This is a genomic window from Actinoplanes sp. NPDC021490 (genome assembly GCF_055562135.1).
Genome location: NZ_JBVHFW010000002.1, coordinates 238,663 through 253,950, shown reverse-complemented (window position 1 = coordinate 253,950; position 15,288 = coordinate 238,663). Strand labels below are relative to the sequence as shown.

The following is a 15,288-nucleotide window of genomic DNA, read 5'->3' as shown; positions in this document are numbered from 1 at the left end:
CCTCCTGAGGAAAGCGCTTGCCTGACGAGTGTCCATTGATGGACGTCACTGGTCAAGGATGCATCGAAGGCGCCGTGAGAAAGGCGTGAAACCGGACGGCCGGGCCGGACTCGGGGACGGCCTCGACCGTGAGCGAAGTCCTCCGCCCCGGCGCGAGAACGGCGGCGGCCAGCGCCAGCCGATCCCCGACGGCCAGAACCGGAAGCGCGGTCTTCGCTGTCGCTGTGGGGCCGGGCGCTTGCACCATCACGTACGAATCGCGGAACCCCGGCGCCGGATCGGCCGGCGCGTCGGCCCCGGTCGCCGCAGCGACGCGCCATTCGCGGACCCGGCCGGTCGACGAGCCCGCGCACAGGTGGATGAGCGTCGCGCCGCCGGGCTCGGCCCACAGGCGAAGGGTGTGCCCGCCGCTCGTAGCCACGTCGGAGCTCCGGGCCGGGCAGGGCTCACTGGCCACCGGCGACCACGAGGGCGTTCCCAGCAGGGCCGTCACGCACACCGCCAGCAGCACCGCAGCCGCCCCCACGGCGACCAGGCCCCCGCGAAAGCGAAGCCGGCCCCTCCGGCCGGGGCGCGCGGCACGCTGCCGAGGGCGAGACCGTACCGCCAGCCCACCCTCGACATGCCGCACGGCCACCGGCGCCCATCGAGGCTCCGGGTGCCGTCCACGTGCGCGACAGTGCTGCCGAGTAGCCCGCTCATCCCCGTCACCCACGGGCGTCCCCGACTCCTGCGCGCAGGCCCGTCATTCCCGCACAGGCCGCCGCACGCTCGTAGGTCGTCATGGACGTGCTTGTCGCAACTTGCGCGTATGCCGTCCCGGGCGAGCATGCCGCCATGCGCTGGTATGTCGTCATGGGTGTGTATGTCAGGACTCGCGCGTAGGCGGTCGCCCGCGCGTATGCCTCGCGAGCGTGCGTGTCGTTGCGGATGTTCATGTCGTGACGCGCTCGTATGTCGTGACGCGCGCGTACGTCTTCATTTGCGCGCATGCGGTCGCTCACGTGCGTCCCCGTTGTTCACGCGCTGGTAGTCGTTTCCGGTGGCGGAGAAGTTCCGGTTCAGGCGGTCTGCTGCTGGCGGCGTTCGCGGTAGGCGCGGGTCTTGTGGCGGTTGCCGCAGACGCCCATCTCGCACCAGCGACCGCGGCCGTTGCGGGAAGTGTCGTGGAAAGCCCAGCGGCAGTCCGGAGCGCTGCAGAGCTTGACGCGCTTCCAGTCGCCGCGGGCCACGCTTTCCGCCACCTCCTCCACGATCTTGTCGAGCCATGGCCTGCCGGTCGCGGCGACCAGGCGCAGTTCGCCGTCAGCCGGGCTGGGCGCGAGATGCACCGGATAGTCGGCGAGCGCCGTCGCGTCGCCGCGGAGCGCAGTCGCGTTGCCGTCGAGTGCAGTCACCTTGCCGTCGAGGGCGGAGCGCAACGCCGTACGTAGCGCGATCGTGGCCTGGAGGTCGGCCGGCCCTGGTGCGTCGCCGACGTTCCTGCCGGTTGCCCGTTGAGAGCCGAAGCCCGTGTTGACGGCGGCCGGTCGAGGATCGGGGCCGGCTGTGGATCGGTTGGTGGCAGGCAGGGCCGGGGTGGCTGCCAGCCAGTCCGCGAGGGCCTCGGGAGAGGTCAGCTGTTCGCCGGCGACGTGGTCGGTTCCGTGCCGGCGGAACGTGCGTTCGTCGACCGTGTTGAGGAACGCCACGATCAGGTCCAGATCAGCCACGACACCATCGTACCGCTTGACTGGTGTTGACTTGGTCGCGACACCAGTATTAGCTTTTGATGGTGTTGTTGAGCGATCAAGGAGGAACGATGAAGCTGTTGAACGTTTCCGATGCCGAGCTCGACGATCTGCGGAACCGCCTGCGGGCGACCCGCTGGGCGAAGCCGTGGCCCGTCGGTGCGTGGGAGGCCGGCTTCGACGGGAACGAGCTGCGCCGGCTGGTCGAGTACTGGGGGTCGGCGTACGACTGGCGCAAGCACGAGGCGGACATCAATGCGCTGCCGTCCGGGGTCGCCGACATCGACGGGCAGGCCGTTCACTACCTGCGCTTCGAGGCTGAGCGTGCGGGCGCCCTTCCGCTGTTGCTCTCGAACGGCTGGCCGAGTTCGTTCCTCGAGCTGATCAGGCTGGCCGAGCGGCTGTCGGCGCCGTCGCGCTTCGGTGGCGACCCGGCGGACGCGTTCACCGTCGTGGTGCCGTCGCTGCCGGGCTACGGGGTCGCCCCGCAACGGCCGCAGCTCGGTGGTGCGCATACGCACGACTTGTGGCATCGGCTCATGCGCGAAGCGCTCGGATTCGAACACTATGGCGTGCACGGGTCGGACATCGGCGCCGGGGACGTCATCCGGCTCGCGCAGGCCTATCCCGACGCGCTGGCCGGGATGCACGTGCTCGACATCGCGGACCCGCCCGAGTGGGATCCGGCGTCGCTGACCGAGGAGGAACGGACGTACCTGGACACGAAGCGACAGTGGCTGTCCGCCGAGGGTGGCTATTCGCACGAGCAGGCGACCCGTCCGCTCACCCTCGCGCAAGGGTTGTCCGATTCGCCGTCCGGGTTGCTCGCCTGGATCGGGGAGAAGTATCGGGCGTGGAGTGACGATCCGGCCAAGTTCGGCGACGACTTCCTGCTCACTCAGGCGTCGCTGTACTGGTTCACCGACTCGATCTCGACCTCGTTCCGGCCGTACTACGAGCGCCGCCATGAGCTCGTTCCGCAGATCAAGCGGGTCGAGGTGCCGACCGCGCTGGCGCTGTTCCCGGCCGACATCGCCGGTGCGCAACCGCGCAGTTGGGCTGAGCGTTCGTACAACATCGCTCAATACACGGTCATGCCGCGCGGAGGACACTTCGCCGCGTACGAGGAAACCGAATTGCTCGCCGACGACATCACGGTGTTCTTCCGCACGCGGCGGTGACGGCGGGAACTCCCGGACGGCGACGGGCGACCACCCGGTGTGAAGACTCCGGTTGTGGTGGGTTCGGCCGCGGGGGCGGCCGGTGCGGTGCTGGTGGCGGCGCTCGTGTTCGGTGGCGCGGTCGACACGGAGGCGCTGCCCGGCCTTCCCGTCCCGGGGCCGGTGACCGAGTGGGCGCTGCCGGCGTTCACCCTGCTCGGCGAGATCCTGGGCGTGCTCACCGTCGGGCTGGCCGTCACGGCGGCGTTCCTGCTGCCGGGCGACGGCCGCAGCGTCGCCGCGCACGGCTGGTTGCTGCTGCGCCGCGTCACCTGGCTAGCCTTGACCTGGGCCTTCACCTCAGCCGCGCTCGTGCTGCTCACCGTGTCCGACATCCTCGGCATCCCGGTTCCGGGTCTGAGCCGGCAGGTCGTCGTGAGCTTTGCCTTTTCCGTCTCACAGGGCCAGGCGCTACTGCTGCAGATCGGGTTCGCGCTGGCCGTCGCCGTCGTCTCCCGTGCGGGTCTCTCCCGGGGCACCGCCGCGCTCACGGCCGGACTGGCGATGATCGCGCTGCTGCCGCCGGCGTTCACCGGGCACTCGGCCGGCGCGGGCAACCACCAGATCGCGGTCACGAGCCTGGCCCTGCACGTGCTGGCCGCCGCGCTGTGGGTGGGTGGTCTGACGGGCCTTCTCCTCGTACGCCGTCACCGCCGTTTCGCCGAGACGGCCGCGCGTTACAGCCGGCTCGCCCTGGCGTGCTTCGTGGCCACGGCGATCAGCGGCGCCGTCAACGCCGGAGTCCGGCTGGGCACTTGGGAGGCGTTGTGGAGTTCCCCGTACGGGCTGATTGTCCTCTTCAAGGTCGCCGCCCTGCTCGCCGTGGGCGCGATCGGGGCCGTGCACCGCACGCGGACGCTGCGCGCCTCGACAACGTTTGCGTTCGTGCGCCTGGCCGCCGGTGAACTGATCGTCCTGGCCGCCGCGACCGGCCTGGCCGTGGCGCTGTCCCGCAGCCCCACCCCTGTACCCGAGGACGTGACCGAACCCGATCCGCTGGTCGAACTGCTCGGCTTCGCGATGCCCGGCCCGCCGACCGCCCGCGACATGCTGGTCAACCCGTTGCCGGACATGTTCTTCCTGACCGTCGTGGCCGTCGGCATCGCCGCCTACCTGACCGGAGTTGTCCGTTTGCGACGCGCCGGACATGCCTGGCCGGCCACCCGGACCGCATCGTGGGTGGGCGGCATGCTGTTGCTCGGCGCGGCCACCGGGCTGGGCGTCGCGCGCTACGCGTACGTGCTGTTCAGCGTCCACATGGTGCAGCACATGATTCTGTCGATGGCCGTGCCGATCCTGCTCGTCGGTGGCGCCCCGATCACGCTCGCCCTGCGCACATTTCGCCGCCCCGCCGACCCCCAGGTGCGCGGCGTCCGCGAGTGGCTGTTGCTCATTTTGCACAGCCGCGTTGCGCGTTTCCTGAGCCATCCGATCGTCGCGCTGGTCATCTATGTGGGCAGCCTGTACGGCCTCTACATGGGCAGCCTGCTCGGCACGCTCATGCGCTACCACCTGGGCCACCTCGCCATGCTGGTCCACTTCGTGCTGGCCGGCTACCTGCTGTTCTGGGTCCTGATCGGCACCGACCCCGGCCGCCGCCGCGCGCATCCCGCCGTGTTCACAGTCGTCCACTTCCTGGCCATGGTCGCGCACGCGTTCTTCGGTTTCGTCCTGCTGCAGTCCACCACGGTCATCGCCTCCAACTGGTACACCGCCGTCCACCCGCCATGGGCCGCGTCCCTGCTGGACGACCAGCATCTGGGCGCATCCCTGGCCTGGGCGTTCGGCGAGTTACCCGCGGTCGTGGTGATGCTCATTCTCGTACGCCAGTGGATCCGCTCCGACGAACGCGAACAGGCCCGCCTGGACCGCGCCGCCGACCGCGCTGACGCGTCCGGAGAGGAGGACGAGCTGGCCCGCTACAACGCTTTCCTCGCCACCGCCGCACGCCAGGACCCATAACGAGCATCTTTGTCGCACGCCCACATTGCTCGCCCTCGCGCGATGTGCGCCGGGCGCGTAGTCCGCGTTGCGCGTAGTCCGCGTTGCGCGTTGTGTGCGTTGCGCGTTGTGCGCGTTGCGCGGCGTCTGCGTTGCGCGTGTTCGCGTCGCGCGGCGTCTGCGTTGGGCCTTGTTCGCGTCGCGCGGCGTCTGCGTAGCGCGTTGCGCGTTGCTGCGTTGCGCGTTGCTCGCGTTGCGCGTTGCGCGGCCTATGCGTGGGGCGTTGCTCGCGTTGCGCGTCGTCCGCCTCGTGAGTTGCTCGCGTTGCGCGTTCTGGTGTCCTGTGTTGCTCGCCTCGCGCAAGCGCCGTCTGGCTAGTGCGGTGGCTATACGTTGCGGGGTCTAATGCCGGTCATTGAGCAACTAGTCCTGCGATACTGGCGGAGTGCCTAGATGTCGGGGATGTTGGGACCGGCCCGGTGGTGCACCGCACCGCCCGGATCGGTCTGCGCCTGACGCGGGCTCAGCGGCAACTCGTCTTGCGCGTTCCTTGCTCATGTTGCGCGTCGGTTGCTCGTGTTGCGCGGGTGTTGCTCCTGTTGTGCACATTGGCTTGTTCGGCACGGGCTTCGGGCGCGTGCGAGCGCCGCTGACCGTGGCTCGCCGGCTGCCTCGTACGGGCTCGGGAGGTTGCGGCCGAGATGGCGTACGGGGGCTCGATCATGGTGGTCGGTGTGGATCGGCCGGACGGGCGGTGGGCTGTCGGGTGGTGTTGAGAGAGCGCCTGCGGGCGAGCGGTTTGCGAGAAAGTTTGGTGGCGGCGGGAACTTCCCGGGCCTCGATCGGGACCAAAGCATCGCAGTCCCCTACGAGGAACGGACATCATGCGAAACACTCTCATCGGCGGTGCGCGGCGGCGGATTTTCGTGGTTGCGGCTCTGGCCACGCTTGGGTTGACCGGATGCGCCAACGGCGACGACACGCCGGCCGCTTCGGGCGGGACGCCTACGGTGGCGCCGTCGGCTACGGCGGTTGCAGCAGCGCTGACCATCAAGGATCCGTGGGTGAAGGCGGCCGCGGCGGGCACGATGACGGCGGCTTTCGGGACGCTGGTCAACGACACGGGAGCGGACATCACGGTCACCGGTGTGGAGTCGCCGGCCTCGCCGATGGAGCTGCACGAGATGGCCATGAAGGACGGCAAGATGGTCATGCGGCCCAAGGAGGGCGGGTTTGTCATCGCGGCCAAGGGCACGCACGAGCTTGGGCCGGGCGGCGATCACCTGATGCTCATGAAGCCGGCCGCGGCGATCGAGCCGGGCGACGAAGTGTCGTTCACGCTCAAGCTGAGTGACGGCTCGACGGTTCCGTTCAAGGCCATTGCCAAGCCGTACGCGGGTGCGGGTGAAAGCTACGAGCCGGGCGCGCACGGGTCGGGCATGCCGATGGGAAGCACCGCGCCGTGACGACGCGGCGCCATGTGCTGGCCGGGGGAGCGGCGGTTGCCGGTCTCGGCGTGGCCGCGGGCGCCGCGGTGGTGGCCACGACCGGCCGGGAACAGCCGGTCGCGGCCGCGGCCTCGGTGACCACGGGGACGGCCACTGTGCCGTTTCACGGTCCGCGCCAGGCCGGCGTCGCCGAGGATCCGCCCGCGCACGCCTCGTTCGTCGCCTTCACCCTGCCCGCCGGCACCGACCGGCGGGCCCTGGCCCGGATGATGCGACTGCTCACCGACGACGTCGCCCGGCTCACCGCGGGTGTGCCCGCGCTGGGCGACACCGACGCGACCCTCGCCGTGCTGCCGGCCCGGCTCACCGTGACGTTCGGGTTCGGGCCGGGCCTCTACCGCGCGGCCGGTCTCCGGCCGCCGGTGGACGACCTGCCCAGATTCCGCATCGACCGGCTCGAAAGGCGCTGGTCGGGCGGCGACCTGCTGCTGCAGATCTGCGCCGACGACCCGCTGACCGTCGCCCACACGCAACGGATGCTCATCAAGGACACCCGGCCGTTCGCGGCGGTCCGCTGGGTGCAGCAGGGATTCCGGCGCAGCCCGGGGGTTCAGGCGCCCGAACACACCCAGCGCAACGTTCTCGGCCAGCTGGACGGCACGGCCAACCCGCGCGGGGCCGAGATCGAACCGGCGGTGTGGAACCCGGACGGCTCGACCACGCTGGTCGTGCGGCGGATCCGGGCCGAGATGGAGACGTGGGACATCCTGGCCGTGGCCGACAAGGAGAACGCGGTCGGCCGTCGTCTCGAGTCGGGGGCGCCGTTGAGCGGTACGCAGGAGCGCGACGAGCCGGACTTCGCGAAGCTGGACGCCTCCGGACTGCCCGCGATGCCGGACTACTCGCACGTCACCCGGGCCCGCGTGACCGATCCCCGGCTGAAGATCCTGCGCCGCCCGTACAACTACGACGGCGCCCCGAACGCGGCCGGGCATCCCGATTCGGGGCTCATCTTCGCCTCGTACCAGCGTTCCGTGACCGAGCAGTTCATCCCCATCCAGCAGCGCCTGGCCGAAAAGGATCTGCTCAACGAGTGGATCACCCCGATCGGCTCGGCGGTGTTCGCGGTGCCGCCCGGCTGCTCCGATGGCGGCTGGATCGGCGAACGGGTCCTGGGTTGAGACGTGTTCTGGTCGCTCTGACCGCCGTGCTGGCAGTACTCGCGCCGTCGAGTCCGGCGTGGGCGCACGCGCAGCTGCTGTCGTCGGTTCCGGCCGCGGGCGCCGCGCTTCCGGCCTCGCCGCCCGTGGTCACGTTGCGTTTCAGCGAGGAGCTCAACCCGGCGTTCACGACGATCGTGATCAGTGACGCCGCCCGGCGACGAGTTCCGGCCGGTACGCCGGTGATCGCCGCCGGGACGGCCACGGTGACGGTGGACCCGCCGGTGAACGACGGCGCTTACACGGTCGCCTATCGGGTCGTGTCCAAGGACGGGCACACCGTGCAGGGCTCGTACGCCTTCACGGTCGGCGCATCCCCGTCGTCGTCCGCCCCGGCCGCGCCACCCGCTGTCCGGCCGGACAGCAGCGTGACCGCTGCCCAATCGGACGGCACCACGACCGCCGTGCTGATCGGCTCCGGCGTGGCGGGCCTCGTTCTGATCGCCGCCGGAGCCCTGTTGGCGCGGCGCCGAACGGCGACCCATGCGCGGCCACCAAACCGATCGGATGCCCAGGCGTAGCGTCCCGGACGGATACGGATCCCGAGACGTAGCTGTCCCGGACGGATACGGATCCCGAGACGTAGCTGTCCCGGGCGGGTACGGATGCCCAGACGTGGGCTGTCCCCGGACGGATACGGATGCCCAGACGTGGCTGTTCCCGGGACAGATATGGATGCCCGGATGTGGCTGTTCCCGGGACGGATATGGATGCCCGGACGTGGCTGTTCCTGGGACGGCCACGGATGCCCGGATGTGGCTGTTCCCGAGACGGACACGGATGCCCGGACGTAGCTGTCCTGGACGGGAATGGCGCGCTCAGGACGGCTGCGGGCTGTAGCCGGCTATCTCGCGCGCTTCCTGCACCAGGGCGGCGCGGACCGCTGCGGCCGGCCCGGGCAGCGCGCCGATCCGGGCCAGATTCATCGTGCGTCCGCTCATCTGCGGGTCGTCGACCTCCAGGCACGTCACCTCTGGCGGCAGGTTCCGGGCGGCCAGCCGGGGAACCGTGGTGATGCCCAGGCCCGCCGCCACGAACCCCAGCCGGGTCGACCAGTCGCTCAGCTCGGCCACGACCCGCGGGTCCGGCACAGTCGGCCACGGACCGAACTGGGGTTCGCCTCGGGCGCCCCGCCCGGCGATCCAGTCCTCGCCGGCCAGGTCGGCCACCGGCACCCTGCCCGCGCGGGCCAGGCGGTGCCGGACGCCCACGGCGAGCAGCAGGGGACCACCCGGCAGCTCTTCGATTTCAATGCCGGTCAGATCCCACGCCGGCAGGTCCGGACCGACGCCCAGGATGGCCAGATCTACCCGTCCGGCTCGCAGGCGACGGATCTGCACGGGCGTCGACGATTCGAGGAAGTCGATGTCGATGGCCGGATGAGAGGCGCGGACGCGGGCGATCGTACGGGGAACCAGGCGCATCGCCGTGGTCGGGAAACCGCCCAGAGCGACCCGGCCGCCCAGCGGGGTGGACAGGGCGGCCAGGTCGCGTGCGGCCGCGTCGAGCTGGTCGAGAACGGTCGCCGCTCGTACGGCCAGGCGGGTCGCGGCCTCGGTCGGCTCGACTCCGCGCGGGCCCCGGCGGAACAGCTGGGTGCCCGCGGCCGTCTCCAATGCGGCGATCTGCTTGGACAGGGCGGACTGCGTGAAGCCCAGGCGCTCGGACGCGGCCGTCAGTGAGCCGGTGTCGAGAACCGCCCGCAAGGCGCGCAACAGCTGCGGATGCACGTCCAGGCTCATGCCGCCCAGTATGCCAGCATGGAATGCCTGACCTGACGACCATTCGCTGGTGGCATGCCCCGGCGGAGGCGAGACTTGGGGACATGTCCAAGATCTGGTTCATTACGGGTACGTCCAGCGGGTTCGGCAAACTGTGGGCCGAGGCGGCTCTGGAGCGGGGTGACCGGGTGGTCGCCACCGCGCGCAAGGTGTCCGCGCTCGACGATCTCGTGGCGCGCTTCCCCGAGACGGTTCTGGCTCTCGAGCTCGACGTCACCGATCGGGAGGGGGTCTTCGCCGCCGTCGACCGGGCGGTGCAGCGGTTCGGCCGCCTCGACGTGGTCGTCAACAACGCCGGCTTCGGGCACTTCGGCATGGTCGAGGAGCTGACCGAACGCGAACTGCGGCAGCAGCTGGAGACCAACTTCTTCGGATCCGTGTGGGTGACCCAGGCCGTCCTGCCGGTGCTGCGGCGCCAGGGCGGCGGGCATCTGCTGCAGGTCACGAGCGAGGGCGGCGTGCGCACATACCCCGGCATCGGCGCCTACCACGCGTCCAAGTGGGCCCTCGAAGGTCTCTCCGAGTCGCTGGCTCAGGAGGTCGCGGGCTTCGGCATTCACGTCACCTGCGTCGAGCCCGGCCCGTACGCCACCGACTGGCTCGACCGGGGTTCGCGGCGCAGCGCCGAGCTGCCCGCCTATGCGGAGGCTCGCGCCGCGACCGCGCCCGAGTTCGAGGTCGGCGACCCGGAGGCCACCAAGCCGGCCATCCTGCAGCTGGTCGACGCCGAGCAGCCGCCCCGCCGGCTCATCCTCGGACGACTGCTCCCGGCCATCGAGGCCATCTACGAGGACCGCCTGCAGACGTGGCGGGACTGGCAGCCGGTGTCCGAGGCCGCCTTCCAATAGGGGGCGCCTACGAGGCCGACGCGACCTTCCACAGGAACCCGTCCGGGTCGGCGAAGTATCCGAAGTAGCCGCCCCACTGCGCCTCGGCGGCCGGCTTGACGACCGTTGCCCCGGCCGCCGCGGCCCGGCCCATCACGTCGTCGACCTCGGCCCGGCTCCCCGCGAGGTGGTGGAAGGCCACACCCCGGTAGCCGCTGCCCTCCGCCGGGACGCCCGCCTCCCGCGCGGTGGCCTCCCGGTCGTACAGGCCGAGGGACGACGACCCCTCGCCCAGGCTGAACATCACAAATCCGGGATAGTCCTGGACGACGGCCGCGCCCAGGCCCTCGCCGTAGAACTTCTTGGCCCGGTCCAGGTCCTGCACTCCGAGCACGATGGCGTTCGCTGCGAGCGTCATGATGGTTCCTCCGTACGGGATCGTCGTGTCCTTCATCCCTCTGACGGAGCGCGTCGCGCAGGTGTGACGGCGGGGTGGTCCTCAGCCTTTGTGGCGCTGGTAATGGCGGCGGGCCTTGAGTTTGTTGCCGCACGACGACATCGAGCACCAGCGGGCGCTGTTCGACTTGCTCCGGTCGAGCAGGAACAGGGCGCACTCGTCGTTCGCGCACGCACGAAGGCGGCCCAGGCGGGTCCGTTCCAGCTCGTCCCACGCCTCGATGGCCCGGATCAGGAGGGCCCGCGCGTGCGGCGCCTCGACCGTCCAGGCGAGCCGGCCCTCGTCGTCGATCGACGGGCGTGACACCACGTCCTGCAGGAACGGGGTCAGCGCGGACGGGGGCCGCGTGCCGCGTACGACGTCCTGCAGGGTGTCCCGCCCGGCGCGCAGCAGGGCCGGATCGTCGGTCTCGATGTCGAGCGTGTCGGTGCGGACGCCGTCGGCCATCGGGGTGCTGTTGAGCAACCTGAGCAGGAGCACGTCTTCCATCCAACCTCCAATCGACGCTTGACAGGTTACACGATCGGGCGGCAGGATCTAACTATCAATGAACACCAAGGGGGTTAGAGTCATGGTGCATCACCGGTATGCGATCGTGGACGGCCGGCGGCTCTTCTACCGGGAGGCGGGCGACCCGGCCAAGCCCGCGATCGTGCTGCTGCACGGCTATCCGACCAGCTCGTTCATGTTCCGCGAGCTGATTCCGCGGCTCGAGGCGGACTTCCATGTGATCGCGCCCGACCACCTCGGGTTCGGCCTGTCCGACGCGCCGGGCGCGGACGAGTTCCGGTACACGTTCGACGCGCTCACCGAGCTGACCGCCGGGCTGCTCGACCAGATCGGGGTCCGGCGTTACGCGATCTACGTGCAGGACTACGGCGCGCCGATCGGCTGGCGGCTGGCGTTGCGGGACCCGTCGGCGATCACCGGGATCGTCACGCAGAACGGCAACGCGTACGAGGAAGGCTTTGTCCCGGAATTCTGGGCGGGCGTGTTCGCCTATCACCGCGATCGCAACGCCACCACCGAGGCCGCCGTGCGCCAGGCGCTGACGCTGGAGGCGATCCGCTGGCAGTACGTGACCGGCGTGGCCGACGAGACGCTGGTCGACCCGAGCACGTGGTGGCACGACTTCCATCTGGTGTCGCGGCCCGGCAACGACGCTGTCCAGCTCGACCTCTTCTACGACTACGCCACCAACCGGCCGCTCTATCCGCGGCTGCACGAGTATTTCCGCACCCACCGGCCCCCGCTGCTGGCGATCTGGGGCGAGGGCGACGAGATCTTCGGCCCGGCCGGCGCGCGTGCCTTCGCCACCGATCTGCCCGACGCCGAGATCCACCTCCGGCCCGGCGGTCACTTCCTGCTGGAGACGGCCGTCGACGAGGTGGCCGAGCTCATCCGGAAGTTCGGCGCAACCGGCGGAAACCGTCCTTGACGGTGTCGCGGAGGTAGAGGAACGCGATCAACAGGGGCAGGACGGCGGCGCCGCCGAGCAGGACGCCGATCGTCGTGACCCACCATCGGGAGGGCACGTCGGCGCGGGAGTAGCCGACGCTGCCCCGGCTGCCCGTGTGCCGGCCGATCTCGAAGGTGTCACCCGGCTCGGCGTCCCGGAAGAAGCCGGGCTTGTCCACGGTGACGGACTTGGGAATCGGGGCCGCCCAGTCGACGTCCAGGGTGCAGCGCTGGTAGTAGCCGAAGCCCTTGAGTGAGAGCGGGCCGCGCCGCTCACAGCGCTCGACCGTGGCGTAGCCGGTCTGCTCGGCGTCGCCGAAGTCGCGGCCGGTGAAGCGGGACACGGTCATGGCCGCGGCCATCAGCACGTAGGACAGCGCGAGCAGAAGCACCAGGGCGAGCAGGTTGTGATACCAGCGGCCGGGCCGGGCGGGCGCCGGGGCCGCCGCGGCCGGAACCGGCGCCGGGCGCTCCGCCAGCAGTCCGGCCCGGCGACGCCGGCGCAGCCTCTCGTTCCTCATCGCATCCATCATGATGAGTGACGGCAAACCGCCGGACCCGGGCGGGATCGGGCGCCGGGTTGACGGTGACGGACATTGTCGTTCTCCTTGTCATGGGGTTGCCTCGCGGACAGGGAGAACTCTGTCCGGGGCGCGTCCCGGGCGGGCCGGGCCGCGTGCCACGTCCGCAGTCCCGGGTTTGCCCCGGGACGCCCGGGACATATGAGAGTCAGGGAGGCGGCGGCCATGGCGGATTCGCGGGAATGGACGTACGAGGGACATCGGGGCAAACTGACCGCGCGTACGTGGGAAGGCCCCGGGGAACCGTCCCGCGTGGTCCTTCTCGCGCACGGGTACGGCGAGCACATCGGCCGCTATGAGCGGCTCGCGGACCGGCTCGTCGCCGACGGCGCGGTCGTGTACGCGGCCGACCACGCCGGCCACGGCCGCAGCGACGGCGACCGGGTGCTGATCGAGGACTTCGAGGACGTGGTCACCGACTTCCACACGCTCGACGAGACGGCCCGCCGAGAGCATCCGGACCTGCCGGTCGTGCTGCTCGGCCACTCGATGGGCGGGCTGATCGCGGCCCGGTACGCCCAGCGGTACGGCGACACGCTGGCCGGGCTGGTGCTGTCCAGCCCGGTGGTGGGCCGCTGGGACGCGGTGAGTCAGCTGCTGGCGCTCGAGGAGATCCCGGACGTGCCGCTCGACATCACCACGCTCTCGCGCGATGCGGCCGTGGGCGAGGAGTACGCGGCCGACCCGCTGGTCTGGCACGGCCCGTTCAAACGCCCGACGCTGGTGGCCCTGGAACGCGGGATCGACGCCGTCGCGAGCGGTCCCGAACTCGGCACCCTGCCGCTCATGTGGATCCACGGCGAGGACGACGCGCTGGTCCCGATCGACGGCTCGCGTCCGGGCGTCCACCACCTACGCGGGCCGAACTTCATCGAACGCACCTATCCGGAGGCCCGGCACGAGCTGTTCAACGAGCTCAACGCGGACGACGTGATCGACGAGGTGATCGAGTTCGTCCGGCGCTCGGCCAGCTGAGGACGGCTCAGGCCTCGACGTAGCGGTTCTTGCCCGCGTTCTTCGCGGCGTACATGGCCGCGTCGGCCTCGCGCATCAGATCGTCGGCGGTGACGCCGGCCCGGCTGATCGCGATGCCGACGCTCGCGGACACCGCCGCCGGTGTGCCCGAGATGTCGATCGGCGCCTGCACCTCGCCGATGACCCGTTCGGCCGCGATGCGCGCGTCGCCGGGCACGGCCGCGTTCTCGAGGATGATGGCGAACTCGTCACCGCCGAACCGCGCGACCGTGTCCGTCTCGCGCAGTCCCGTGCGCAAACGGCCGGCCACGGTGCGCAGCACGAGGTCGCCCGCATGGTGGCCGTGCCGGTCGTTCACCTGCTTGAAGCCGTCCAGGTCGAGAAAGAGAACGGCGAGCAGGCGGCCCGTACGGGCGTGGGTCGCCACCGCGTGGGTCAGCCGGTCGAAGAACAGCAGCCGGTTGGCCAGGCCGGTCAGCGGATCGTGGAACGCCAGGTCCTGCAGTTCCCGCTCGCGCTCGCGCAGCCGCGCCTCGACGTGCTCACGGCGGGCGATGTCGTCGCGCAGCGCCGCGGTGGCCTCGTCGACCTGCTGCAGGGCGCGGTTCCGGCTGCCCGTGAGCATCCCGGTCATCAAACCGAGCAGCACGGTCAGCGCGGCCCCGGCGGCGAGCGTGAACCGGCTCATCCCGCGGTCGGTGGCGTGCAACAGACGCGTGGTCGGCCACAGGGACAGTTCCCAGTGGCGCTGCCCGACCGTGATTGCGCGCAGCCGGTCCAGCCCCTCGTCGTCGACCCTCGTGCCGATCGTGGTTGCCGCGATCACCGGTGTCCCGCGGCCGGCCTCGGCCAGCCGGACCTGCACCGCACCGTGGCCGCGGTCGAGCAGGGTCTGGGACAGGAAGTCCTGACCGCGGACGGGCATCACGATCCAGCCGCGGAAGACGTCGGGCGCGGCCGAGCCCAGGCCGGAGTAGACGGGAGCGGCGAACGTGATCGAGGTCTGCCGGGTGCCCGCCCGGACACCCTGGTCGCGGATCAGCTCAAAGGCCGGGCTGATGGCCGGCCGGCCGCTCTGCCGGGCGGTGCGCAACGCCTCGCTCGCCTGCGAACGCTGCGCGAGGTCGACACCGGCGACGCCCGAGACGCTGTCGAACGTGCGCTCGAAGACGATGAACTGGTGCTCGGACTGTCCGGACGCCGGGCGCAGCGTCATCCCGGCCGCGCCGCGCGCACGCCAGTACCGCTGCACGGCCGGGATCTCGGCGCTGATCGCGGGCACGATGAAGTCGACGCCCGCGGCGCCGGGCAGACGGGTGGAGTCGAGCGTGGCGGTGATCCGGGTGAAGTCGTCGGCGCGCAGGTCGGACTGGGCGCCCACGGCGGCGGCGAGATCGCTCACCGTGGCCGCGTAACGGTCGGCCCGGTCGGTCACCGCGGCCGACAGGTCGTCGGCGTAGCGGTCCATGACCTGCCCGGCGTAGCGGTTCTCGCCCCGGTCGACCACGGCGTAGGCCGCCGCGGTGACCGCGCCTCCGGTGGCCAGCACGGCCAGGACCAGCAGCACACCGGTCCAGCCGCGCCGGCGGCTCTCCGCTGACACGCGCACATAGGGTGAATCGGCTCGGACGCCGCGGTGCTGAGCGCCCG

The 15,288-nt window shown here is 70.8% G+C and carries 15 protein-coding genes; 8 read left to right on the top strand and 7 right to left on the bottom strand.

The features are described 5' to 3' along the window. Positions 1–52: 52 nt before the first annotated feature. Positions 53–526, bottom strand: a complete 474-nt coding sequence (locus tag ACZ3I4_RS05635) for a hypothetical protein (protein WP_465380671.1) — start codon at positions 524–526, stop codon at positions 53–55. 535 nt (positions 527–1,061) lie between these two features. Beyond that, a complete protein-coding gene (locus ACZ3I4_RS05630) occupies positions 1,062–1,712 on the bottom strand; it encodes a CGNR zinc finger domain-containing protein (protein WP_465380670.1) in 651 nt (216 codons plus the stop codon). A gap of 89 nt (positions 1,713–1,801) precedes the next feature. Between ACZ3I4_RS05630 and ACZ3I4_RS05625 the strand changes: the two genes are divergently transcribed. The 5 genes from ACZ3I4_RS05625 to ACZ3I4_RS05605 all read left to right on the top strand — a co-directional run bounded on the left by ACZ3I4_RS05625 (position 1,802) and on the right by ACZ3I4_RS05605 (position 8,080). Next, positions 1,802–2,911: an epoxide hydrolase family protein gene (locus tag ACZ3I4_RS05625; protein ID WP_465380669.1), complete on the top strand. Its 1,110-nt coding sequence runs from the start codon at positions 1,802–1,804 to the stop codon at positions 2,909–2,911. A gap of 39 nt (positions 2,912–2,950) precedes the next feature. After that, on the top strand, positions 2,951–4,912 hold the full coding sequence (locus ACZ3I4_RS05620) for a bifunctional copper resistance protein CopD/cytochrome c oxidase assembly protein (RefSeq protein WP_465380668.1): 1,962 nt from the start codon (positions 2,951–2,953) through the stop codon (positions 4,910–4,912). A gap of 863 nt (positions 4,913–5,775) precedes the next feature. Next, the gene (locus ACZ3I4_RS05615) at positions 5,776–6,357 is read left to right on the top strand and encodes a copper chaperone PCu(A)C (protein ID WP_465380667.1); all 582 of its coding nucleotides are present in this window, start codon (positions 5,776–5,778) and stop codon (positions 6,355–6,357) included. After that, a complete protein-coding gene (locus ACZ3I4_RS05610) occupies positions 6,354–7,520 on the top strand; it encodes a Dyp-type peroxidase (RefSeq protein WP_465380666.1) in 1,167 nt (388 codons plus the stop codon). The genes ACZ3I4_RS05615 and ACZ3I4_RS05610 overlap by 4 nt, the downstream gene beginning before the upstream one ends. After that, the gene (locus ACZ3I4_RS05605; RefSeq protein ID WP_465380665.1) at positions 7,517–8,080 is read left to right on the top strand and encodes a copper resistance CopC family protein; all 564 of its coding nucleotides are present in this window, start codon (positions 7,517–7,519) and stop codon (positions 8,078–8,080) included. Before ACZ3I4_RS05610 ends, ACZ3I4_RS05605 begins: the two co-directional genes overlap by 4 nt. Positions 8,081–8,377: 297 nt before the next feature. Here ACZ3I4_RS05605 and ACZ3I4_RS05600 read toward each other — a convergent pair whose 3' ends face one another. Beyond that, positions 8,378–9,301: a LysR family transcriptional regulator gene (locus tag ACZ3I4_RS05600; RefSeq protein ID WP_465380664.1), complete on the bottom strand. Its 924-nt coding sequence runs from the start codon at positions 9,299–9,301 to the stop codon at positions 8,378–8,380. An 83-nt stretch (positions 9,302–9,384) separates the two neighbouring features. On the opposite strand from ACZ3I4_RS05600, the gene ACZ3I4_RS05595 reads away from it, so the two are divergent. After that, a complete protein-coding gene (locus ACZ3I4_RS05595; protein WP_465380663.1) occupies positions 9,385–10,188 on the top strand; it encodes an SDR family NAD(P)-dependent oxidoreductase in 804 nt (267 codons plus the stop codon). 7 nt (positions 10,189–10,195) lie between these two features. Here the strand turns inward: ACZ3I4_RS05595 and ACZ3I4_RS05590 are convergent, their stop codons facing one another. Beyond that, positions 10,196–10,585 (bottom strand): VOC family protein, encoded by a 390-nt coding sequence (locus ACZ3I4_RS05590; RefSeq protein ID WP_465380662.1) that lies wholly within the window; start codon positions 10,583–10,585, stop codon positions 10,196–10,198. Positions 10,586–10,666: 81 nt separating this feature from the next. After that, positions 10,667–11,113, bottom strand: a complete 447-nt coding sequence (locus tag ACZ3I4_RS05585; protein WP_465380661.1) for a CGNR zinc finger domain-containing protein — start codon at positions 11,111–11,113, stop codon at positions 10,667–10,669. Positions 11,114–11,195: 82 nt separating this feature from the next. On the opposite strand from ACZ3I4_RS05585, the gene ACZ3I4_RS05580 reads away from it, so the two are divergent. Next, entirely contained in the window at positions 11,196–12,062 is an 867-nt protein-coding gene (locus tag ACZ3I4_RS05580) for an alpha/beta fold hydrolase (protein ID WP_465380660.1), read from the top strand. Here the strand turns inward: ACZ3I4_RS05580 and ACZ3I4_RS05575 are convergent. Next, positions 12,022–12,603, bottom strand: a complete 582-nt coding sequence (locus tag ACZ3I4_RS05575; RefSeq protein ID WP_465380659.1) for a DUF6346 domain-containing protein — start codon at positions 12,601–12,603, stop codon at positions 12,022–12,024. The genes ACZ3I4_RS05580 and ACZ3I4_RS05575 overlap by 41 nt on opposite strands. Positions 12,604–12,828: 225 nt before the next feature. Between ACZ3I4_RS05575 and ACZ3I4_RS05570 the strand changes: the two genes are divergently transcribed. Beyond that, positions 12,829–13,638 (top strand): alpha/beta hydrolase, encoded by an 810-nt coding sequence (locus ACZ3I4_RS05570; protein WP_465380658.1) that lies wholly within the window; start codon positions 12,829–12,831, stop codon positions 13,636–13,638. 7 nt (positions 13,639–13,645) lie between these two features. On the opposite strand, the gene ACZ3I4_RS05565 is transcribed toward ACZ3I4_RS05570, so the two are convergent. Then, complete coding sequence (locus ACZ3I4_RS05565) at positions 13,646–15,241, bottom strand: diguanylate cyclase domain-containing protein (protein ID WP_465380657.1); 1,596 nt, start codon at positions 15,239–15,241, stop codon at positions 13,646–13,648. Positions 15,242–15,288: the final 47 nt, after the last annotated feature.